The sequence below is a fragment of the Brevundimonas sp. DC300-4 genome, from assembly GCF_049897365.1.
In the GTDB taxonomy this organism is placed as follows: domain Bacteria; phylum Pseudomonadota; class Alphaproteobacteria; order Caulobacterales; family Caulobacteraceae; genus Brevundimonas.
Map to the genome: position 1 here is coordinate 96,487 of NZ_JAFCWC010000002.1, position 18,691 is coordinate 115,177.

At 67.7% G+C, this 18,691-nt stretch carries 23 protein-coding genes and 1 pseudogene; 12 read left to right on the plus strand and 12 right to left on the minus strand.

The window, feature by feature from the left end; translation table 11 throughout:
* Nucleotides 1-92: 92 nt before the first annotated feature.
* Together ACP7AZ_RS03910 and ACP7AZ_RS03915 are read right to left on the minus strand one after the other, a co-directional pair.
* The gene (locus tag ACP7AZ_RS03910; RefSeq protein WP_426036261.1) at nt 93-1,718 is read right to left on the minus strand and encodes an NAD(P)/FAD-dependent oxidoreductase; all 1,626 of its coding nucleotides are present in this window, start codon (nt 1,716-1,718) and stop codon (nt 93-95) included.
* A 667-nt stretch (nt 1,719-2,385) separates the two neighbouring features.
* Nucleotides 2,386-3,102, minus strand: coding sequence for an alpha/beta hydrolase family protein (locus tag ACP7AZ_RS03915; protein WP_426036263.1), 717 nt, complete (start codon nt 3,100-3,102; stop codon nt 2,386-2,388).
* A gap of 381 nt (nt 3,103-3,483) precedes the next feature.
* Between ACP7AZ_RS03915 and ACP7AZ_RS03920 the strand changes: the two genes are divergently transcribed.
* The 4 genes from ACP7AZ_RS03920 (at nt 3,484) to ACP7AZ_RS03935 (ending at nt 6,515) form a co-directional block, all read left to right on the plus strand.
* Nucleotides 3,484-4,437 carry an ABC transporter ATP-binding protein gene (locus ACP7AZ_RS03920; protein WP_426036265.1) on the plus strand — a complete coding sequence of 318 codons (954 nt, stop codon included), beginning with the start codon at nt 3,484-3,486 and terminating at the stop codon, nt 4,435-4,437.
* Nucleotides 4,434-5,201, plus strand: coding sequence for an ABC transporter permease (locus tag ACP7AZ_RS03925; protein WP_426036267.1), 768 nt, complete (start codon nt 4,434-4,436; stop codon nt 5,199-5,201). The genes ACP7AZ_RS03920 and ACP7AZ_RS03925 overlap by 4 nt, the downstream gene beginning before the upstream one ends.
* A 12-nt stretch (nt 5,202-5,213) precedes the next feature.
* On the plus strand, nt 5,214-5,495 hold the full coding sequence (locus ACP7AZ_RS03930; RefSeq protein WP_426036269.1) for a DUF427 domain-containing protein: 282 nt from the start codon (nt 5,214-5,216) through the stop codon (nt 5,493-5,495).
* A 63-nt stretch (nt 5,496-5,558) separates the two neighbouring features.
* A complete protein-coding gene (locus tag ACP7AZ_RS03935; protein WP_426036271.1) occupies nt 5,559-6,515 on the plus strand; it encodes a hypothetical protein in 957 nt (318 codons plus the stop codon).
* A gap of 9 nt (nt 6,516-6,524) precedes the next feature.
* Here the strand turns inward: ACP7AZ_RS03935 and ACP7AZ_RS03940 are convergent, their stop codons facing one another.
* Complete coding sequence (locus ACP7AZ_RS03940; protein WP_426036273.1) at nt 6,525-6,926, minus strand: hypothetical protein; 402 nt, start codon at nt 6,924-6,926, stop codon at nt 6,525-6,527.
* Nucleotides 6,927-6,975: 49 nt separating this feature from the next.
* The gene (locus tag ACP7AZ_RS03945) at nt 6,976-7,491 is read right to left on the minus strand and encodes a hypothetical protein (RefSeq protein WP_426036275.1); all 516 of its coding nucleotides are present in this window, start codon (nt 7,489-7,491) and stop codon (nt 6,976-6,978) included.
* Nucleotides 7,492-7,607: 116 nt separating this feature from the next.
* On the opposite strand from ACP7AZ_RS03945, the gene ACP7AZ_RS03950 reads away from it, so the two are divergent.
* Nucleotides 7,608-8,279 carry a DsbA family oxidoreductase gene (locus tag ACP7AZ_RS03950; RefSeq protein WP_426036277.1) on the plus strand — a complete coding sequence of 224 codons (672 nt, stop codon included), beginning with the start codon at nt 7,608-7,610 and terminating at the stop codon, nt 8,277-8,279.
* Nucleotides 8,280-8,413: 134 nt separating this feature from the next.
* Here the strand turns inward: ACP7AZ_RS03950 and ACP7AZ_RS03955 are convergent, their stop codons facing one another.
* From ACP7AZ_RS03955 to uvrB, 7 genes and pseudogenes are all read right to left on the minus strand, one after another.
* Nucleotides 8,414-8,938, minus strand: a complete 525-nt coding sequence (locus tag ACP7AZ_RS03955; protein WP_426036279.1) for a hypothetical protein — start codon at nt 8,936-8,938, stop codon at nt 8,414-8,416.
* Nucleotides 8,939-9,277: 339 nt separating this feature from the next.
* Complete coding sequence (locus ACP7AZ_RS03960) at nt 9,278-9,541, minus strand: hypothetical protein (protein WP_426036900.1); 264 nt, start codon at nt 9,539-9,541, stop codon at nt 9,278-9,280.
* Nucleotides 9,518-10,069: pseudogene (locus tag ACP7AZ_RS03965) on the minus strand (DpnI domain-containing protein); the annotation flags it as partial. The pseudogene ACP7AZ_RS03965 and the gene ACP7AZ_RS03960, both read right to left, overlap by 24 nt.
* A gap of 27 nt (nt 10,070-10,096) precedes the next feature.
* The gene (locus tag ACP7AZ_RS03970) at nt 10,097-10,315 is read right to left on the minus strand and encodes a hypothetical protein (protein ID WP_426036281.1); all 219 of its coding nucleotides are present in this window, start codon (nt 10,313-10,315) and stop codon (nt 10,097-10,099) included.
* A 73-nt stretch (nt 10,316-10,388) separates the two neighbouring features.
* Nucleotides 10,389-10,733, minus strand: a complete 345-nt coding sequence (locus ACP7AZ_RS03975; RefSeq protein WP_426036283.1) for a type II toxin-antitoxin system RelE/ParE family toxin — start codon at nt 10,731-10,733, stop codon at nt 10,389-10,391.
* Nucleotides 10,730-11,008: a ribbon-helix-helix domain-containing protein gene (locus ACP7AZ_RS03980; protein WP_426036285.1), complete on the minus strand. Its 279-nt coding sequence runs from the start codon at nt 11,006-11,008 to the stop codon at nt 10,730-10,732. Before ACP7AZ_RS03980 ends, ACP7AZ_RS03975 begins: the two co-directional genes overlap by 4 nt.
* Nucleotides 11,009-11,219: 211 nt before the next feature.
* Nucleotides 11,220-13,592 (minus strand): excinuclease ABC subunit UvrB, encoded by a 2,373-nt coding sequence (gene uvrB / locus ACP7AZ_RS03985; protein WP_426036287.1) that lies wholly within the window; start codon nt 13,590-13,592, stop codon nt 11,220-11,222.
* Between the two features lie 116 nt (nt 13,593-13,708).
* Here uvrB and ACP7AZ_RS03990 point away from each other — a divergent pair, with 116 nt between their 5' ends.
* Nucleotides 13,709-14,467, plus strand: coding sequence for an extensin family protein (locus ACP7AZ_RS03990; RefSeq protein ID WP_426036289.1), 759 nt, complete (start codon nt 13,709-13,711; stop codon nt 14,465-14,467).
* Between the two features lie 179 nt (nt 14,468-14,646).
* Here the strand turns inward: ACP7AZ_RS03990 and ACP7AZ_RS03995 are convergent, their stop codons facing one another.
* Nucleotides 14,647-15,540, minus strand: a complete 894-nt coding sequence (locus ACP7AZ_RS03995) for a hypothetical protein (RefSeq protein WP_426036291.1) — start codon at nt 15,538-15,540, stop codon at nt 14,647-14,649.
* A 129-nt stretch (nt 15,541-15,669) separates the two neighbouring features.
* On the opposite strand from ACP7AZ_RS03995, the gene ACP7AZ_RS04000 reads away from it, so the two are divergent.
* The 6 genes from ACP7AZ_RS04000 to ACP7AZ_RS04025 all read left to right on the plus strand — a co-directional run bounded on the left by ACP7AZ_RS04000 (nt 15,670) and on the right by ACP7AZ_RS04025 (nt 18,679).
* On the plus strand, nt 15,670-15,864 hold the full coding sequence (locus tag ACP7AZ_RS04000; RefSeq protein WP_426036293.1) for a hypothetical protein: 195 nt from the start codon (nt 15,670-15,672) through the stop codon (nt 15,862-15,864).
* An 89-nt stretch (nt 15,865-15,953) separates the two neighbouring features.
* Entirely contained in the window at nt 15,954-16,742 is a 789-nt protein-coding gene (locus ACP7AZ_RS04005) for an isocitrate lyase/PEP mutase family protein (RefSeq protein ID WP_426036295.1), read from the plus strand.
* Nucleotides 16,739-17,248 (plus strand): methylated-DNA--[protein]-cysteine S-methyltransferase, encoded by a 510-nt coding sequence (locus tag ACP7AZ_RS04010; RefSeq protein WP_426036297.1) that lies wholly within the window; start codon nt 16,739-16,741, stop codon nt 17,246-17,248. The genes ACP7AZ_RS04005 and ACP7AZ_RS04010 overlap by 4 nt, the downstream gene beginning before the upstream one ends.
* 74 nt (nt 17,249-17,322) lie before the next feature.
* Nucleotides 17,323-18,006, plus strand: a complete 684-nt coding sequence (locus ACP7AZ_RS04015) for a hypothetical protein (RefSeq protein WP_426036299.1) — start codon at nt 17,323-17,325, stop codon at nt 18,004-18,006.
* The gene (locus ACP7AZ_RS04020; protein ID WP_426036301.1) at nt 17,999-18,208 is read left to right on the plus strand and encodes a helix-turn-helix transcriptional regulator; all 210 of its coding nucleotides are present in this window, start codon (nt 17,999-18,001) and stop codon (nt 18,206-18,208) included. Before ACP7AZ_RS04015 ends, ACP7AZ_RS04020 begins: the two co-directional genes overlap by 8 nt.
* A gap of 141 nt (nt 18,209-18,349) precedes the next feature.
* Nucleotides 18,350-18,679, plus strand: a complete 330-nt coding sequence (locus ACP7AZ_RS04025) for a PadR family transcriptional regulator (protein ID WP_426036303.1) — start codon at nt 18,350-18,352, stop codon at nt 18,677-18,679.
* Nucleotides 18,680-18,691: the final 12 nt, after the last annotated feature.

The window sequence follows — 18,691 nt, forward strand, 5'->3', positions numbered from 1 at the left end:
GGCGCAACTTCGAAAGCGCCGCCGGGACACGGCCTGCGAAGGGCATCTGGAAATGACGCCGGGCTCAGCCTGGCCAATCCACCAATGTCCGCTTACGCCGCCGCCGCGCCAACCATCGACCGGGCGACGGCCTCGGCCACCTTGATCCCGTCGACGGCGGCCGAGAGGATGCCGCCCGCATAGCCGGCGCCTTCGCCGGCCGGGAACAGGCCGCGCACGTTCAGGCTCTGGAAGTCGGCGCCGCGGGTCATGCGGATCGGGGACGAGCTCCGGGTCTCCACGCCCGTCAGCACCGCCTGGGCGTCGTCATAGCGGGCGATCTTGCGGCCGAAGACGGGCAGGGCCTCGCGCATGGCGGCGATTACATAGTCGGGCATCAGCGGCGCCAGGTCGGTCGGGCGCACGCCCGGCTTGTAGCTGGGGACCACCTCTCCCAACTCCGTCGAGGGGCGGCCCGCCAGGAAGTCGCCGACCAGTTGGGCGGGCGCGAAATAGTCGCCGCCGCCGGCTACGTAGGCGCGGCTCTCCAGATCGCGTTGCAGTTCGAGGCCCGCCAGGGGGTGATCGCTCGGATAGTCCTCCGGCGAGATGCCGACCACGAAGCCGGAGTTGGCGTTCCGCTCGTTGCGCGAATACTGGCTCATGCCGTTGGTCACGACGCGGCCGGGCTCGCTGGTCGCCGCCACCACCGTGCCGCCCGGGCACATGCAGAAGCTGTAGACGGTGCGCCCGTTGCTGCAGTGGTGAGACAGCGTGTAGGCCGCCGCGCCCAGATCGGGGTGCCCGGCGCAGGGGCCGAACATCGCCCTGTCGATCCACGACTGCGGATGCTCGATGCGGAAGCCGATCGAGAACGGCTTGGCCTCGATATGGACGCCCCGCTCATAAAGCGTCTGGAAGGTGTCTCGCGACGAATGGCCGATGGCGAAGACCACATGGTCGGCCTCCAGTGTCTCGCCGGTGTGCAGGCGCACGCCCCGGATGGCGCCCTTGTCGAGATCGATGTCGGTGACCCGGTGCTCGAAGCGGTATTCGCCGCCCAGGGCCTCGATCTTCTCGCGCATGGCCTCGACCATCGTCACCAGTCGGAAGGTGCCGATGTGGGGGTGGGCGTCAGTCAGGATCTCCTCCGGCGCCCCGGCCGCGACGAACTCGGTCAGCACCTTGCGGGCCAGGAAGCGCGGATCCTTGATCTGGCTGTAGAGCTTGCCGTCGGAGAAGGTGCCCGCGCCGCCCTCGCCGTACTGAACGTTGGACTCCGGGTGCAGCTTGCCTTGGCGCCACAGCGCCCAGGTGTCCTTGGTCCGCTCACGCACCACCTTGCCGCGGTCGAGGATGATCGGCCTGAAGCCCATCTCGGCCAGGATCAGCCCGACGAACAGGCCGCACGGCCCGGCCCCGATTACGACCGGTCTAAGGCGCTCGGCCTGTCCCCCGTCTTGGGGCGCGACGGCGACATGCCGATAGGCGACGTCCGGGGTGGGCTGCACGTGCACGTCGTTCGCGAAGCGGGCCAGCGCCGCCGCCTCATCCCTGAGCTCGACATCAAGGATGTAAACTTTCAGGATCGCCGACTTCCTGCGCGCGTCGTGCGCCAGCTTCCACACCGACCATGAGATCAGGTCACGCGCCGACACGCCCAGGCGAGCGGCGATCGCGGCGGGCAGGGCTTCCGGCGCGTGGTCGAGGGGCAGTTTGAGTTCGGACAGGCGCAACATCGGCGGCCTTGTAGCCGCTGGCGACGCCAAAGGCATGAGGAAGATGGGCGTCGCCTTATCGGCGAAAGCTCAAAGACCACTTTCGACCCATTGCAGACGTTCGTCGTGTAGAGCTCGACCGTCGACCGTCGACCGGCAGGCGCTGGTCTAGTCTGTTCTGACGGTCCGTCCGACCATGCAGGTGTAATTCGCGTCGCTGATCGCGATATGGACGGGTTGCCCGGTGGGCACCTGATACCAAACGTCGTTTTGGCCGGTGTTAACGACGATCAACTTCGGGTCAGACAAGGTGCATCGGCCCGTGACATTCGGAGAACGATCGAAACTGCAACTGCTTTGACCCTCTAGCGAACGGATGTGGACCATGCCGATGGTCAGGATGTTAGCGAAGTTGCGCCATTCTGTGGGTCGGTCGACAGGCCTGCTGACCTCTATGCAGGGGGTTGGTAGTCCAACCTGAGCAGGTTCTGACGGCGCGAGCAGCGCTAAAGCAATCGACAACATCGCTGTCCCCTCAGGTTATCGGAGCAGTGTGGACCGGACCCAGTCCCCTTTCCACCCGTAGCGGACCTTCACTAAGTCCACTTGCGGAAATGCTGCTTAAGCGAAGATCCGCATTCTTCGTGTCGGCCACCGACCGCTTCCGACCCTGAACGGACTTTCGGCCCTAGTGAAAAGTGGTCTGTAGCCAAGCCGTGACGGCGGAAGCCAACGCGATGCGGTGGTCGTTGTAGCTGTGGTCAGTTTTAAACGTCAGCCGTGTGGGGGCCGGTCCACCCGAACCCATCACTGCGGCCACCACGGCGTCACCCTTTGGCGCAAGACCGTCCTCGGAGTCGATCACGAGCACCGGGCGTCCCGCCATTTCTGACGCATTACGAGACCAATCCCAAGCCTCGGCGTTGGCGACGATTTCGTCGGCCATGGAGGCGAAAGTCATGTTCGTGAAGCTCACATCCTCGGCGAACTCCGGCTCCGCCGCTGTTCGGGCCTCGGGCGAACTTAGCCGAGCAGACTCTGCACCTGCGTCCCATGCCGAAATGGTCACAAACCCCGCGACCTCGGCGTCATCGCCGAGCATGACTGTGTCGAAACCGCCCATGCTGTGGCCGAGGACGACGATCCGGGACGTATCGACCTGTGCCTGTCGATCTGGATCACGCAGCCAGGTCAGGGCGGCGCGTGCGTCCTCGATGGTGTTGCCGAGCGCGAACTGACCCGGGGCACCCCAGACGCCGCGGTAATGGATAGCCAAGACGTTCCATCCCGCCCGTTGCATCACCCGAGCTAGGTCGAGGTTTAGCTCGGTTCCCGGAAATCCGTGCAGGAGCAGGACTGTGGGATGCGCTTCCGATCCGGCGGCGACAAAAAATCTGGCCGGCACGTCGACCCCGCCAGTCCGGTAGCGGACCTGAACAAGCTGTGGAGGGTGCGTAGGGTCGCCAGGTGGGTCGGCAAACACAGCCGTTGGAGGCATGACCTCCTGAGCCTGCGCCGTCCACGCTGGAACCAGAAGCGCCAATATAAAAAGGAGAACTCGCATAGGTCACCTAGTCCAAGTCGAACACCCGTCACAGCTTGCAGAGGTTGGCCGAGGGAGCAAGCATGCACGTCCGGTTCCCACCCGTAGCGGACATCGGCCATGCCCGCTTGCGGCCTCCAAAAGTCAGCAGTTGACGACTTACTCCACCCTTACGCCTTGAGCCGCGACCGAACGTCGCCATATTGCGGCCACGGCGCTTCGGCCGCTGGGGAGACGCGCCGAATGCCGCCGGTCATCGACATCAAGGGCCTGAGCAAGACCTACGCCTCCGGGCTGCAGGCGCTGAAGCCCACGGACCTCCAGATCGGCAAGGGCGAGATCTTCGCCCTGCTCGGCCCGAACGGGGCCGGCAAGACGACGATGATCTCGATCATCTGCGGCATCGTCACCCCCTCGACCGGCACGGTCACGGCCGACGGTCACGACATCAGGAAGGACTACCGCCAGGCGCGGATGAAGATCGGCCTGGTGCCCCAGGAGCTGACCACCGACGCCTTCGAGACTGTGCTGGCCACGGTGACCCTGAGCCGGGGTCTGTTCGGCAGGGCGCCGAACCCGGCCCATATCGAACAGGTCCTCAAGGACCTTAGCCTGTGGGACAAGAAGGACTCCAAGATCATGACCCTGTCCGGCGGCATGAAGCGCCGCGTCATGATCGCCAAGGCCCTGAGCCACGAGCCCGACATCCTGTTCCTGGACGAACCGACCGCCGGCGTCGACGTCGAGCTGCGCCGCGACATGTGGAACCTGGTGCGTCGCCTGCGCGAGAGCGGCGTCACCATCATCCTGACCACCCACTATATCGAGGAGGCCGAGGAGATGGCCGACCGTGTGGGAGTCATCCTGAAGGGCGAACTGATCCTGGTGCAGGACAAGACCGAGCTGATGAAGAAGCTGGGCAGGAAGACCCTGACGCTGAACCTGCAGGACCCGCTGGAGGTCCTGCCGCCCGAACTGGCGGAGTGGGACCTGACCCTGCGCGACGAGGGCAATGAGCTGGAGTTTGTCTTCGATTCCAACGCTGAGCAGACCGGCGTGCCGTCCCTGCTGCGCAAACTCTCGGACCTCGGCATCGCCTTCAAGGACCTGAACACCCGCCAGAGCTCGCTGGAGGACATCTTCGTCAGCCTGGTCCACCGCGACCCGGCCGCCGCCAGCACCGGAGCCGCCGCATGACCTTCAACGGATACGGCGTCTGGGCCATCTACAGATTCGAGATGGCGCGGGCGCTCCGCACCCTGTGGCAGTCGATCGTCACCCCGGTGATCACGACCGCCCTGTATTTCGTCGTCTTCGGCTCGGCCATCGGCAGCCGGATGACCGAGATCGACGGTGTCCCCTACGGCGCCTTCATCGTGCCCGGCCTGATCATGCTGAGCCTGTTCACCCAGTCGATCTTCAACGCCTCGTTCGGTATCTACTTCCCCAAGTTCACCGGCACGATCTACGAGCTGCTGAGCGCGCCCGTGTCGCCGTTCGAGATCGTCCTGGCCTATGTCGGGGCGGCGGCGACCAAGTCGGCGGTGCTGGGCCTTATCATCCTGGCCACGGCGTCGCTCTTCGTGCCGCTGCAGATCCTGCATCCGGTCTGGATGCTGGCCATCCTGATCCTGATCTCGACGACCTTCAGCCTGTTCGGCTTCATCATCGGCATCTGGGCCCAGAGCTTCGAGCAGCTCAACTTTATCCCGATGCTGGTGGTGACGCCCCTGACCTTCCTGGGCGGGTCCTTCTATTCGATCCACATGCTGCCGGAGCCGTGGCGGACGATCACCCACTTCAATCCGGTGGTCTATCTGATCTCCGGATTCCGCTGGAGCTTCTACGGGACCGGCGACGTGCCCATCGTCTGGAGCCTCGTGGCGACATGCGGATTCCTCGTCGCCTGCCTCGCGGTCGTTGGATGGATCTTCAAGACCGGCTATCGGCTCAAAACCTGATGGAGATGACAAATGACGACTGCGACCTGGAACGGGGTGATGATCGCCCGCTCGGACGATACCGTGGTGGTCGAGGGCAACCACTATTTTCCGCGTGACGCCGTGGATCCGGCCATGTTGAAGGCCTCGACGACCACATCGATCTGCCCGTGGAAGGGGACGGCCTCCTATTCCTCGCTGGTCGTGGACGGGAAGGAGAACAAGGACGCCGTCTGGTACTATCCCGAGCCAAAGTCCGCCGCCGTCGAGATCGCCGGTCGAATGGCTTTCTGGAAGGGCGTCGAGGTTCGCTGACGGTAAGGTCTGTTAAAGTCCTGACATTGGACGCCCCCGTCGTTCGCCGCTAAGACGCCTCCCATGTCGTCCGAGACCCCTCCAGGCCCTGCCGAAAACCGTCCGCCCGAGCCGTTCGTGCGCGGCCGTATCGTGTGGTCGCGCCCGCCCCGGCCCGTGTTCCGCGTCGGTCCCCTGCCGCGGGTGGACCCGGCCCCGGCGGCTCGTCCCGTCCGACGGTCGGGCGCAGGCATACTGACCGGCTCGATGATCCCCCCGGCCCGGGCAGCGTCCCTCGCCGCCGAGATCGTGCCAGAAGTTCCGGTCGAGCCTGTCGTCGAGGCCGTCGCTCCGCAGCCAGAGCCGGTCGCGCCTGAGCCTGTCGTCGAAGCCGTCGCTCCCGAACCCGAGCCGGTCGAGGCCGCGCCCGAGCCGAGGCCCGCGCCGCAGGAGATCGTCATCGAGCCGGAGGCGCCGGAGCCCGCCGTCACCGTGCCGCCGCCGCTCTCGACCGAGGCGAAGCCGGCCGCCAAACCGCGCGAACTGCCTTCAGTGGTCGTGACCCCGGCGATCTACGCCACCATGGGCGCGGCCATGCACAAGGTGGCCAAGGGCGACCGCTGGCCGATCGCCGCGGGTGTCGCGGCCCTCGTGGTCATCGGCGGCTTCATCTGGCTGGCCACCCTGCCTGCCCCGCAGCCCGTCGCTCCGGGCCCGACGCCTCTGGTCGCCGACGCCGCGCCTCCCGCAGGGACGACGGTGGTCGAGGAGCCTGCGCCCCCGATCGAGTCGCCGGCGCCGGTCCGCGCCACGTCCGCCCCTGCTCCGGCTGCTGCCACGCCCGTGACGGCCCCGCCGCGCCTCCCGATCCAGGCCGCGCCCGTCGTGGTGGCGCCGCCCGTGCCGGTCGAGACCGCGCCCCGGCCCTATATCCAGACCGCGCCCCTGGTCGTGGAGCCGCCGACCCCGGCCGCGCCCGCGCCGGCGGATCCGGATGCACCCGTCTCGACCGCGCCCCAGCCCTTGACTCAGGGCCGCTGAACCAAGGCCTCAGCGCTCCGCCGCGCGGTAGGGCAGGTAGCCCCGTTCGACCATGCGGCGCAGGCCTTCATAGGCCTCCGACAGCTCCTCATAGGCGGCGCGCATGCCCGACAGCTTCGCCGCCTCGGCCGGGCCGATGGCCTGGCCCGCCTCCGACAGCCTCAGCGCCTCGGCGATCCAGCGCGCCCGCGCCGTCGCGGCGGCCACTGCCAGGCGCTGGAAGGCGGCCGGCTCGGTATGGTTGGCGCCCAGCCCCAGGACCTGCGGGATCACCTCCCGGTTGGAGACGAAGGCGGCGTAATCGATCTGTTCCAGATGCCCGCGCAGCCTGCGCTGCTCCTGCGGGTCGCTGTCGCTGGGCTCGAAATGATCACGGCGGATGCGGCTGCTGGACGTCATCATACTGGACACTCTGGTCCTCCTCGGGCGGTATCCCTGGGGCCAGCCTGCGCCAGACCGGTTAACGCCGCGTCAGCAAGCGTGGCCGGTCCGGCGCGGCCCAGCCGGGAGGCAGGGGCTCGGCCCATCCCTCGGGTGCGTCGTCCGGGGCCGGGAAATAGCCCGTCGCCGAGCGGTAGCCGAGGATGTACCAGATCTCGATCAGATAGCCGTGCAGCCGGGTCTGGTCCGCCGCCGGCCGTTTTGACGCCGCCCCGATGGCGATCCCCAGCCGCCCGGCCACGTCCGAGGCTTCCAGCGGCCCGTTGTCCTCGGCCAGGATGTCGTCGATGACCCCGTCGACCCACCCCGACAGGGTGGCCCGGTTCTTCGGCCCCTTCGGCCCGGCATAGGTCCCGTCGGCGTGGAACTTGTCCTCGTCGCGCAGGGCCTGCAGCCGGGCCCGGATCTCGTCCCCCAGCATCGCCCGCTCCTCATAGAGGGGCTCCGGCTTCGGCTTCCACAACCGCCACACCACCCCGCCGGCGGCGGCGGCCAGCAGTACGAGGGTCGCCAGGATACGCGCATAGTGGGCCATGACCCCGTCTTACGCCCGCCGATCCGGGGCGCCCAGACGGTCCCTGATCGAGCCTGAAAGACTGGCGCTCCCTCGCGGCGCCCCCATATGCAACATGAACCGTTGCGGAGTCCGTCATGACCAAGCCCCTTCACATCGACTTCGTCTCCGACGTCGTCTGCCCCTGGTGCGTCGTCGGCCTCGGCGGGCTCGAGACCGCCCTCGACACCCTCAAGGCCGAGGGCATCACCGGCGAGATCGCCTTCCAGCCGTTCGAGCTGAACCCCGGCATGGCGGCTGAGGGCGAGAACATCACCGAACATATCGCCGCCAAATACGGCTCCACCCCCGAACAGTCGGCCGCCAACCGCGCCATGATCACCGCCCGCACGGCGGAGGCCTGGCCCGGATTCGAGATGAAGATGGGCGCCGACAGCCGTATCTGGAACACCTTCGACGCCCACCGCCTGCTGGCCTGGGCCGGCGAACAGGGGCCGGAGCCGCAGAAGGCGCTCAAGGCGGCCCTGTTCCGCACCCATTTCACCGACGGCAATAACCTGACCGACGCCGGCGTCCTGACCCGGGCCGCCGAGGCCGCCGGTCTCGACCGCGCCGGGGCGGCCGAGGTGCTCGCCTCCGGCCGCTACGCCGCCGAGGTCCGCGCCGAACAGGCCCTGTGGCGAAGCCGCGGCATCAACTCCGTCCCCGCCGTGGTGGTCGAGGGCAAATACCTGATCTCCGGCGGCCAGCCCGCCGCCGTGTTCGAGGACGCCCTGCGCAAGATCGCGGCGGAGCAGGCGGCGGCCTGATCTTCTCCTCCCTGCGCCGAAGGCGTGGGGAGGTGGCAGCGAGCCTCTTCGCGAGCTGACGGAGGGGGTCTTGCCGCACGAAGAGCCCCTCCGTCTCCTCCGCTGCGCTACGGATCCACCTCCCCATCGCTGCGCTACAGGGAGGAGACGTGCGGTCCGCACGCCAAAACACCGTCCGAAGCGTTCGGAGCGTCCGAAGCGTCCGGGTCCGGCGCATCCTGCGCCTGCTGATCCTCCAGCCGCCAGCGGATCGCCTCGAAGCGTTCGTCCTCGCGTTCCAGCTCGGCCTCGACCTCGGCCATGGTCAGTTGCACGCGGCGCCAGCGCAGGGCCTCGACCGCGTCGCCGCGCATCACCGCCCGCATCATCCGCCGGTGGGCGATATAGCCCAGCTCCTCGAGCTCGACCCTGTCGAGGTCGCCATTGACCCTCAGATCCAGCTCGACGCCCTCGTCCCATGGATCCAGCCGGTTGGGCGGGGTCCAGGGCTGATCTGCGCGCCGCAAGCCCTCGCGCGCCGCCCGCTCGCGCAGCGAGGTCAGCCCGACCCCGTGCCGGCGACAGCACTCGGGCGCCGACCACCCGGCCAGATACTCCTGCCGCACCCGCGCCCAGACCTCGTCCGGCGGCGATTTCCGACCCTGCGGTTCTTCGGTCATGTCCGTCTCCCGATGAAAGGGAACAGTGTGAGGCCGTTTCAGGGGGTGATGGGTATAAGGGCTCTAAATAGAGCCGGGTGTTGTTTCGACTGGGGAATTCGGACGATCCGTTGATCGGTATGGGCCCTTTCGTCCGCCGCTACGATCGCCCTCCGACCTTCTTCTCTTTCGTCATCCTCCGGCGAGCGCAGCGAGACCGGGGGACCCAGCGGCGCCGAAGGCGATCTGTACAGCCACGATGTCGACCGCCCGCAGCCGCGACAGGTTCGCGCTTTCGCGCGCCGCTGTGTCCCCCGGTCTGCGCCGCGAAGGCGCGGCTTGCCGGAGGATGACGAAAGATCAGGTAGTCCGCCGGTACGTGCCCCGCCCGCCGAACTCCAGCCACCCCCTGTCCCGCAGCACCTGAAGTTGCTGCCTGATCTTCGGCCGGACATTGTGGTTGCCCGGATAGCTCGCCGCCAGCCGCGCCTCGAACCCATAGACCTCGGCCAGGGTGAACTCCGGCTGTCCGATGTCCTCGACGCACTTCATCACGTCGAGCAGCCAGCCGCGCGCGGTCGGGGCGGCATCCCGCAGGAACAGCGTCGCCCGCCACTGGTCCAGAACGGCCTGTTTCGCCACGTGCTCCCCGGCCCGGATCAACGGAATGCGCCCGGCCAGCGGCACCTGACCGATCAGGATGTTGCACCCCTGCCAGCCCGCGCGACGCGCCGTCATCGACAACGGCTTGCGCGGCTCGATGATCGCTTCGGTGAAGAAGTGGCTGGGCACGACGATCAGGTCGGTGACGCGGGTGCGGGCCTTGTCATAGCCCATGACCATCAAACTGGGATTGTTCGCCGCCGCCAGCCGCGCCTTCATCGCGCCCTAGGCCCCGTTGACCAGTCTGGTGTCAGTGCGGCCCTTGGTGGCCTTGAGTTCGTATTCCTCGGCGCAGACTCCGCAATGGAAGTCGGCCACCGGCGAGTTCGCCGCAAAGGCGGTCAGGGGCGTCGCGCCGCAGCTCGGGCAGAAGGCGTTGGCGGCGACCCAGCCCTCGCTCAGGACGCGGGCGTTCTGGGTCGGCCCCTTGAAGACCGCCGCCTCTTCGGCGAAGCCGAGAGTACGCCAGGGGGCGTCGTCTTCGGCCATGCGCCAGCATGGGCGTACGTTGGTTAGTCAGCCCTTACCGCGCGTGTAGCCGTCGATATCTTCGCCGTCCTCATTGACGGCCGACATACGCACGGCGTCGAACTCGACGACGCCCTGACTGGTCCATTCCACCGGGACATGGCCTTCATAGACGAGATCGACGGCCTCTTCTGCCGAGCCGGCCTCGACCTCGGTCGTGTAGTCGACGTAGGCGTCGACGCGGCTGAGAATCTTGAAAATGGGCATGTGTGGACCTCTCCGTGAACACGGATAGGGATCCATAGCTCTCACAGTAATACAAGCAAAAGTAGTCTTTGTCTCACCCCAGCCGACGCGGCAGGTCCATGCTTTCGTGCAGGAGGTGGACGATCTCGACCCTGGCATCGTCGAAGCGGAAGGCCACGACGTGGCGGGGTTGGCCGACCCGGTCGGCGGGGGCGATGCGCTGGCGGCTGTGGCGAACGGGGTAAAGGCGGAGATCGGCGGGGATGCCGCGAAGCGTGCTGACGCCGGGGCGGGTCGGATTCTCGGCGATGTCGCGATATGCGCTCTGGATCAGGAGGCGGTAGCGATCCGCAGCGGCGGGTCCGAACTGGGCTTCGCTGTGGCGGAGAATTTCTTCGGCTTCCAGATCGGCCTCACGCGAGACGTCGAGCCGTCTCACCCCGCGCGAACGCGCTTCATGACGCCGTCAAAATAGGCATCCAGATCGGTGATCTCGATACCCTCGCCACGATCGAGGCCGTCGATGGCCTTTTTGAGTTTGGCGTTCAGGCGAGCGAGCCTGGTCTCATCGTCCATGTCGTCGGCCGCGCGTTCGCGCAGCAGGTCGACGGCGTCCGCAATCACCGCGTCCCGGTCGCGGTAGGCGCCGGAGGCGACCTGTTCCTCGACGAAGGCGTCGAGGACGGGGGGAAGGGTGAGGGCTGCGTTCGCCATGGGAGGAGGATAGCACGGTGGAGGGCGGGGCGGAATGTGGCCCCCTCTCCCGGCGGGAGAGGGCTTGAGCGCCCGGGAGCCAAAGGCGAACGGACTTGCGCGAAAGGGTGAGGGGCGGATGCCCACCGGTGAGGGCGAACCCCTCACCCTTTCGGCTGGCGCATCGCTACGCTCTGCGAGCCTCAAGCCCTCTCCCGCCGGGAGAGGGGGCCTACAACCTTCCCTTCCTGAACCGCTCCTGCGCCTCCGCCTGGGCCTCCTTGCGCCACCGCTTCGGCGCTGACGCATCCACGTCCTGCCCGTCCCCGGTCAGGATCTCGTTGGCGAACTCCAGGTCCAGCAGTTTCAGCTTCTTGATCTCGTCTCGGAGACGGCCGGCCTCTTCGAACTCGAGGTTGCTGGCGGCCTCGCGCATCTTGCCTTCCATGTCGCGCAGCGTGGCCTGGAAGTTGTTGCCGACGAACGGGCGGCTCTCCTCCTTCACGCCCGTGGGGACCAGGACGCGGTCCTTCTCATAGGGGCTGGCCAGGATCTCCTTGATGTCGCGCTTGACGCTTTCGGGCGTGATGCCGTGTTCGAGGTTGTAGGCCTCCTGGCGTTCGCGGCGGCGGTTGGTCTCGGCCATGGCGCGCTCCATCGAGCCGGTGACGCGGTCGGCATAGAGGATGACGCGGCCGTCGACGTTGCGGGCCGCGCGGCCGATGGTCTGGATCAGGGAGGTCTCGGAGCGCAGGAAGCCCTCCTTGTCCGCGTCGAGGATGGCGACCAGGCCGCACTCGGGGATGTCGAGCCCCTCGCGCAGCAGGTTGATGCCGATCAGGACGTCGAAGCTGCCCAGACGCAGGTCGCGGATGATCTCGATCCGCTCCATCGTGTCGACGTCGGAGTGCATGTAGCGGACGCGCACGCCCTGTTCGTGCATGTATTCCGTCAGGTCCTCGGCCATCTTCTTGGTCAGGACGGTGACCAGGGAGCGGTAGCCGGCGCGGGCCACGGCCTTGACCTCGTCGATGACGTCGTCGACCTGGTTGCGGGTCTGGCCGGAGACCGGGCGGATCTCGACCGGGGGGTCGATCAGGCCGGTCGGGCGGATGACCTGTTCGACGAAGACGCCGCCGGTCTGTTCCATCTCCCACGGGCCGGGGGTGGCCGAGACGTGGACCGTCTGGGGCCGCATGGCCTCCCATTCGTCGAACTTGAGCGGGCGGTTGTCGATACAGGAGGGCAGGCGGAAGCCGTATTCGGCGAGGGTCGATTTGCGGCGGTAGTCGCCGCGGAACATGCCGTTGATCTGGCCGATGGTGACGTGGCTCTCGTCCACGAACAGCAGGGCGTTGTCGGGGATGTATTCGAAGAAGGTGGGCGGCGGCTCGCCGGGGCTGCGGCCGGTCAGCCAGCGGCTGTAGTTCTCGATGCCGGCGCACGAGCCGGTGGCCTCCATCATCTCCAGGTCGAAGCGCACCCGCTGTTCGAGGCGCTGGGCCTCCAGCAGCTTGCCGTTCTCGATCATCCAGTCGAGCGTCTCCTTCAGCTCGGCCTTGATGCCGCCGAGCGCCTGGTTCAGCGTCGGGCGCGGGGTGACGTAGTGGCTGGCGGCATAGACGGTGACCTCCTTCAGCTCGGCGGTCTTCTTGCCGGTCAGGGGGTCGAACTCGGCGATCGACTCGATCTCGTCGCCGAACAGGCTGACGCGCCAGGCCCGGTCGTCGAGGTGGACAGGGAAGATCTCGACCGTGTCGCCGCGCTTTCGGAACATGCCGCGGTCGAAGGCGACGTCGTTGCGCTTGTACTGCAGCGCGATCAGGTCGGCGCGCAGCTTGGACTCGTCGATCTGGTCGCCGACCTTCAGGTCGAAGGTCATGGCGGTATAGGTCTCCACCGACCCGATGCCGTAGATGCAGCTGACGCTCGCCACCACGATGACGTCGTCGCGCTCGAGGATCGACCGCGTCGCCGAGTGCCGCATCCGATCGATCTGCTCGTTTATACTTGAGTCTTTTTCAATATAAGTGTCAGTTCTTGGAACGTATGCTTCAGGTTGGTAGTAATCGTAGTAGCTTACAAAGTATTCAACCGCGTTATCGGGAAAGAATGACTTGAACTCAGAGTAGAGTTGCGCCGCCAATGTCTTGTTCGGCGCGAGGATGAGCGCGGGGCGCTGGGTCGCCTCGATGACCTTGGCCATGGTGAAGGTCTTGCCCGAGCCGGTGACGCCCAGCAGCACCTGGTCGCGGTCGCCCTGGGCCGCCTGGGACACCAGTTCGGCGATGGCGGCGGGCTGGTCGCCGGCGGGGGTGTAGCCGGTCTCCAGCCGGAAGCGATTGTTCTGGCGGCCCTTGGGCGACTTGGACGGGCGGTCGGGACGGTGCGGGACCCAGTCGCCGGGCGAGGTTGGCGCCTCCTCCGGCGTCAGGCGCGGGCCGGTGACCGGCGCGAACATCGGCATATTTTTCATCGCCTTCGGGAGAGGCGTCTTGTCGTCGCGCAGGAAGGCCGACGGCGCCTCCGCCACGCCCTGGTTCGGGATGTGGACGGGCTTCTTGATAACGGGCGCCGAGCCCTTGGGGGTCGAAGAACGGTTCATGAACGGAACTTAGTGCGCGAGGAGAGATGTCGCCAGTCAACGCACGGGCGGCGGATGCGGATGCTGACAGCAGGCTGTCAGCAGAATCGGGCGGCGAATCCTGTCAGGGTCGGGTCATGCTCGGAACGTCACGCCTCGCGGTCGCCCTTCTGCTCGTCGTCCTGTCCGGCTGTGGCCGTCTGATCCCGGACACCATCCCGCCGTCGGGCTACACGCCCTACGCTCCGGCGCCGAACCCCGGGCCGTCGGTCTATGTCGCGCCTGGAGCCGGAGTGATCGATCAGCCGATCGACAGCGAGACGCTCGGCCGCGTTCAGCGGGCGACGCGGACCCTGGTGCTGTGCGAGGCGGAACTGGAGGCGGCGCGGGTGACGTTCAGTCCGACGCCGGACCGGGTGAACTCCGAAACCTGCGGCCTGACGGCGGCGGGGGTGCTGGGGCCGGACATGGGGACGACAGCCCGGATGGCCCCGTCCGATGTCACCATGACCTGCGCCCTGGCGGCGGCGGTCAGCGTCTGGCGGCGTCAGTCAGTGGAACCGGCGGCGCGCGAACTGCTCGGCTCGGACGTGGTCGAGATCGACCACATGGGGGTCTATGCCTGCCGGGGCGTGCGCACCGACGCGGGCAGCACCTCCCGGGCCAGCGCGCATTCGCGGGCCGCGGCGCTTGATTTTTCGGGCGTACGGCTGAGGGACGGGCGGCGGATCACCGTGGCGGGCGACTGGGCCGACGGCACGCCCGAGGCGCGCTTCCTGCACCGTATACGCGACGAGGGCTGCCGCGTCTTCGGCACGGTCCTCAGCCCCGACTACAACGCGGTCCACCACGACCATCTGCACCTGGAGGCGGAGCAGGGGCGGCTGTGCCGGTGAACGCAAAACCCTCTCCCGATGGGAGAGGGCTTGAGCGCCCGAAAGCCGTCAGGCGATCGGACTTGCGCGAAAGGGTGAGGGTCGGAGGGTGACCGGTGAGGGCACAACCCTCACCCTTTCGGCCGAGACGCATCGCTACGCTCTGCGGGCCTCAAGCCCTCTCCCACCGGGAGAGGGGCCTAGCGGCGAACCCGCGCCTGAACTTCCAGCTCGCCCAGACGGCGGTCCAGATAGGCCGTGTCGTCGCTTGACGGGCGGGTGCGGGAGTAGGCGGCCTCCAGACGGGTCAGGTCCTCGAACTGGACCCGGATGGCATCCTGCTGGCCGCGCGGCAGGGTGTAGAGGGCGCGTTCGATGGCGGTCAGGCGATCGCGCGGAGTCTGCTGCCAGCCGGCGCCATTGCCGGCGTTTCCGCCCGGTACACGCGCGTCGATGGCGTCGAGGCGGGCCTCGATGTCCTGGCGCTCGCGCGCGCTGAGACCGTCGCGCTGGAAGCCGGCCTCGACCGAAACGATGGCCGCGTAATCGCTGCGCAGGCGCGTGGCGTCGGTGCGGGTCAGCGTGCGGGCGCGCACGGCGGCATCGACGCGGGCGTCGAAGTCAGCGCGGCCGTCGGCAGCCGACTGGTAGCCGCCGATGTCGTCGCCGTAGCCGCCGTCCTCGAGCGCCGAGGTCAGGGCGTTGTAGCGGGTGGTCAGGTCCTGACGCTCCTGGGTCGTGAAGCGTCCGTCCTGGCCGTAGCGGGCCTCCAGCTGAACCAGGGCGTCATAGTCCGTGCGAATTCGATCGCCGGACCAGGAAGACAGCGAGCCTGAGCGGACCTGGGCGTCGAGGCGGCTGTTGAAAGTGGTCTGCTGGGCGCCGAGTGCGCGACGCCCACGACTCCATTCGGCGTCGATCGAACCGGACGTCTGACCGCCAAACAGGTTCTGCAGGATCTGGCCGAAGACTTCCTGGCCGGTCGGCTGCTGTGAGCCGGACTGGCCATAGGGCGTCTGGGCCTGGGCGAGAGGGGCCATCGAGAGAACGACGGCGCCTGCCGCCAGAGCCGTGAAGGTCTTGATCGAAGTCATGGGGGTGCTCTCCGGCGGTTTCGCCTGTCTACGGTCAGTAGAACGGCGTGCGGCGGTTAAGGTTGCCGTGCGGCTCACCTGCCGCGATACGACAGGCGCCATGGCCGCCCGCGTGCTACGGGTCCGGGCATGACCGATCAGCCCGACCAGACCTCAACGCCCTCGACCGACGGTCCGGTGGGAGAGACGCCGGCGCAGAAGGCCTTGCGGCTGAAGAACGCGAAGCTGGACGCCCGGCCGAAGCCGCCGCGCGGCGGGCGGTTCCAGCGCGAACAGGCGGCCGGGGTCACGCCGGGCGCCAACCGCCCCTGGACGCATAAATAGGCGGCCCTCCGGTTCTCAATGCTGTCCGATTCCCGCGAGACTCCCGTGGCGAAGCGCGCCATGCTCGGAGGAACAAAAGGAGATCATCGATGTCGGCTTGCGAGACCTTCCGCGCCCTCCATCGTTCCGGACTGCTGATCCTGCCCAACGCCTGGGACGCAGCCTCGTCCGCCCTGTCGATCGCGGCAGGGGCGAAGGCGCTGGCGACGACCAGCGCGGGCGTGGCCTGGGCGCTGGGCTGGCCGGACGGAGCGACGCCGCCGGAAGCTGAGTTGCTGGGCGCCCTGGCGCGGATGATCCGGGTGGCGGGCGAGGTTCCGGTCAGCGCGGACGTCGAGGGCGGCTTCTCCGCCGATCCGAAGGCGGCCGCAGCCTTCGTGCGGCGGACCTGGGAGACGGGCGCTGTCGGGATCAACATCGAGGACGCGGACGGGCCGGCGGAGGCGCTGGCGGACAAGATCGCGGCGGTGCGCGCGGCGGTAGGCCCTGAGCTCTTCATCAACGCCCGCTGCGACCTTTGGCTGAGAGGGATCGGGCTGGGCGAGGGGCGGCTGCAGGAAGCGGTCAGGCGGGCGGTGCTGTACCGCGCGGCCGGCGCCGACGGCCTGTTCATGCCGGGCGTGACCGATGCGGACACGGTCACGGTCCTGGTGGATCTGGGCCTGCCGCTGAACCTGCTGGCGCGGCCGGCGCTCCCGGATGCGAAGGGACTGGAGGCGCTGGGCGTGCGGCGGCTGAGCGCGGGGTCGAACCTCTCCGCAGCGGCCTATGCGACGGCGGACCGGCTGACGCGCGGTTTCCTGGCGGACGGGGATTCGAAGCCGCAGGCGGCGGAAGCGATGGACTATGGTGCGCTGAACGCACTTATGCAGCCGTGAGGCTGATCGCGTCCGGGATCGCCTCGCCGATCGGCGTGCTGGCGCTCGCGGTTGACGAGGCCGGCCGGTTGAGGGGCGTGTCGTTCGGTGACGGGCTCAGGCGGGCGATGGGGCGGGAGTATCCGGGCGTCGCGATAGACGCGGGCGAGGTGCCGCAAGCAATAGCGCGCCCGCTGGCCGACTACTTTGACGGTGACCTGCAGGCCTTGATGCGGATCGACTGGTCGCTGGAAGGAGCGGCCGCGCGGGACGGATTTCAGGCCCGGGTCTGGCGCGCCCTGTGGGAGGCTCCGGTCGGCCAGACGATGTCCTACGGCGAGATGGCGCGGCGGGCCGGGGAGCCGGGCGCGGCCCAGGCGGCGGGCGCGGCCCTGAACCGGAACCCGATCCCGCTGGTGCTGGCTTGCCACCGGGTCGTGGGCGCCGATGGATCGATGGTCGGGTTCGGCGGCGGGCTGGAGCGCAAGACCTGGCTTTTGCGGCACGAGGGGGCGCTGCTGATCTGACCGCTTGACGCCGTGTAACCTATAGGTGATATGTAACCCCAAGGTGACATTAACCGGAGGCGGAGGTGACGGCCATGGACGACAGGGAGATGCGGAAGGAAGCGCGGGCGCGGCGCAAGAAGTTCGCCACCGCCCTGGCGACGATCATCCTGGGCGCGATGATGTCGGGGTTCGGGTTCGTCATGGGGTCGCAACGCACGGGCGACGCGGCCACAGAATGGGGCGTGCTGGCCGGGGTCGGCGTCGGCCTGGCCTTGGGCGGAGCGATCCTGGCCTGGATTCTGCGGCCGGGCGCCAACGGCTGGCGCATCGAGACCGAGCCCCTGAAGCGTGACCGGCTGCAGGCGCAGCGGGTGCGCCAGCTGTGGATTTTCCCATTGGTGACCCTGGCCTTCCTCGTACAATCGACGCTGGCGATGCAGGACATTCTGGCAGGTGAAGGGAGTTTTGGGGACTATGTCAGTGCGCCCTTGCCGGTAGTCTATGCGTGGCTGATCGCCTCGATCACCATGGGCTGGGATCATCAGACCCGCGCCAACAAGCGTTTCCTGGAAGACGAGCTGACCGGGGTGCTACGGGCGCGGGCCATCGCCGCGGCCTTTGTGGTCCTGATGGTCGGAGCGACCGTCGCCTTCGGCCTGGGCTTGTGGCGGCCTGAGACGGGGATCGCAGCCCTGCCCGTCGTGCTGGCCGGCGCCGGAGCCACGGCCGGCATCCGCTTCGCCTGGCTCGATCGGGAATTCGGCAAGGATGGGTGACGCCCGACTGGGGTCTCGCCTCAAGGAAATCCGCACTGCCGCCGGCCTGACCCAGGCTGAACTGGCCGAGCGGGCGGGGGTGTCGCGCAAGACGATCAACACGGTCGAGAACGGGGTCTTCGTCCCCTCGACCCTGCTCGCGCTGGAACTGGGGAGGGCGCTCGGAACGACGGTCGAAGGGCTGTTCTTCCTGAAGGAGTAGCTGGGGTCGATCAGCTGTCTACCTTTACGGGGCCCGTCGTCAGGCGGGCCATGTTCCAGGTCCAGGTCGTACTTGACTCCCTCACACAGTATGTCACATACACTGTGTGTCACACACTATGTGACGTGAGGGGCGCCCCGGGTGACGATCGACGTCGAACTTTTCGAGAGCATGCGACTGGAGCTGCGGCGCGGGTCGCTGGTGCTGGCGGTGCTCGCCTGCCTGCGGACCGAGCGCTACGGCTACACCCTGCGTCAGGCCCTGGCCGCCGACGGGCTGGAGATGGAGGAATCGACCCTCTATCCGCTGCTCCGGCGACTGGAGTCGCAGGGGCTGCTGCTGAGCGAATGGCGCGAGGAAGAGAAGCGCAAGAAGCGCTTCTACCTCCTGTCGCCGATGGGCTCCGCGATGCTGGAACGGCTCGCCGGCGAATGGCGGGGCATCAACGCCTCGCTTGACAAGATTCTCTGACATTTCAGGACT

Bases quoted from the DNA above. Each gene is read 5' to 3' on its own strand.
- ACP7AZ_RS03910 (WP_426036261.1), bottom strand. From the start codon at position 1,718: ATGTTGCGCCTGTCCGAACTCAAACTGCCCCTCGACCACGCGCCGGAA.
- ACP7AZ_RS03920 (WP_426036265.1), top strand. From the start codon at position 3,484: ATGCCGCCGGTCATCGACATCAAGGGCCTGAGCAAGACCTACGCCTCC.
- ACP7AZ_RS03925 (WP_426036267.1), top strand. From the start codon at position 4,434: ATGACCTTCAACGGATACGGCGTCTGGGCCATCTACAGATTCGAGATG.
- ACP7AZ_RS03930 (WP_426036269.1), top strand. From the start codon at position 5,214: ATGACGACTGCGACCTGGAACGGGGTGATGATCGCCCGCTCGGACGAT.
- ACP7AZ_RS03935 (WP_426036271.1), top strand. From the start codon at position 5,559: ATGTCGTCCGAGACCCCTCCAGGCCCTGCCGAAAACCGTCCGCCCGAG.
- ACP7AZ_RS03945 (WP_426036275.1), bottom strand. From the start codon at position 7,491: ATGGCCCACTATGCGCGTATCCTGGCGACCCTCGTACTGCTGGCCGCC.
- ACP7AZ_RS03950 (WP_426036277.1), top strand. From the start codon at position 7,608: ATGACCAAGCCCCTTCACATCGACTTCGTCTCCGACGTCGTCTGCCCC.
- ACP7AZ_RS03955 (WP_426036279.1), bottom strand. From the start codon at position 8,938: ATGACCGAAGAACCGCAGGGTCGGAAATCGCCGCCGGACGAGGTCTGG.
- ACP7AZ_RS03970 (WP_426036281.1), bottom strand. From the start codon at position 10,315: ATGCCCATTTTCAAGATTCTCAGCCGCGTCGACGCCTACGTCGACTAC.
- ACP7AZ_RS03980 (WP_426036285.1), bottom strand. From the start codon at position 11,008: ATGGCGAACGCAGCCCTCACCCTTCCCCCCGTCCTCGACGCCTTCGTC.
- uvrB (WP_426036287.1), bottom strand. From the start codon at position 13,592: ATGAACCGTTCTTCGACCCCCAAGGGCTCGGCGCCCGTTATCAAGAAG.
- ACP7AZ_RS03990 (WP_426036289.1), top strand. From the start codon at position 13,709: ATGCTCGGAACGTCACGCCTCGCGGTCGCCCTTCTGCTCGTCGTCCTG.
- ACP7AZ_RS03995 (WP_426036291.1), bottom strand. From the start codon at position 15,540: ATGACTTCGATCAAGACCTTCACGGCTCTGGCGGCAGGCGCCGTCGTT.
- ACP7AZ_RS04000 (WP_426036293.1), top strand. From the start codon at position 15,670: ATGACCGATCAGCCCGACCAGACCTCAACGCCCTCGACCGACGGTCCG.
- ACP7AZ_RS04005 (WP_426036295.1), top strand. From the start codon at position 15,954: ATGTCGGCTTGCGAGACCTTCCGCGCCCTCCATCGTTCCGGACTGCTG.
- ACP7AZ_RS04015 (WP_426036299.1), top strand. From the start codon at position 17,323: ATGGACGACAGGGAGATGCGGAAGGAAGCGCGGGCGCGGCGCAAGAAG.
- ACP7AZ_RS04020 (WP_426036301.1), top strand. From the start codon at position 17,999: ATGGGTGACGCCCGACTGGGGTCTCGCCTCAAGGAAATCCGCACTGCC.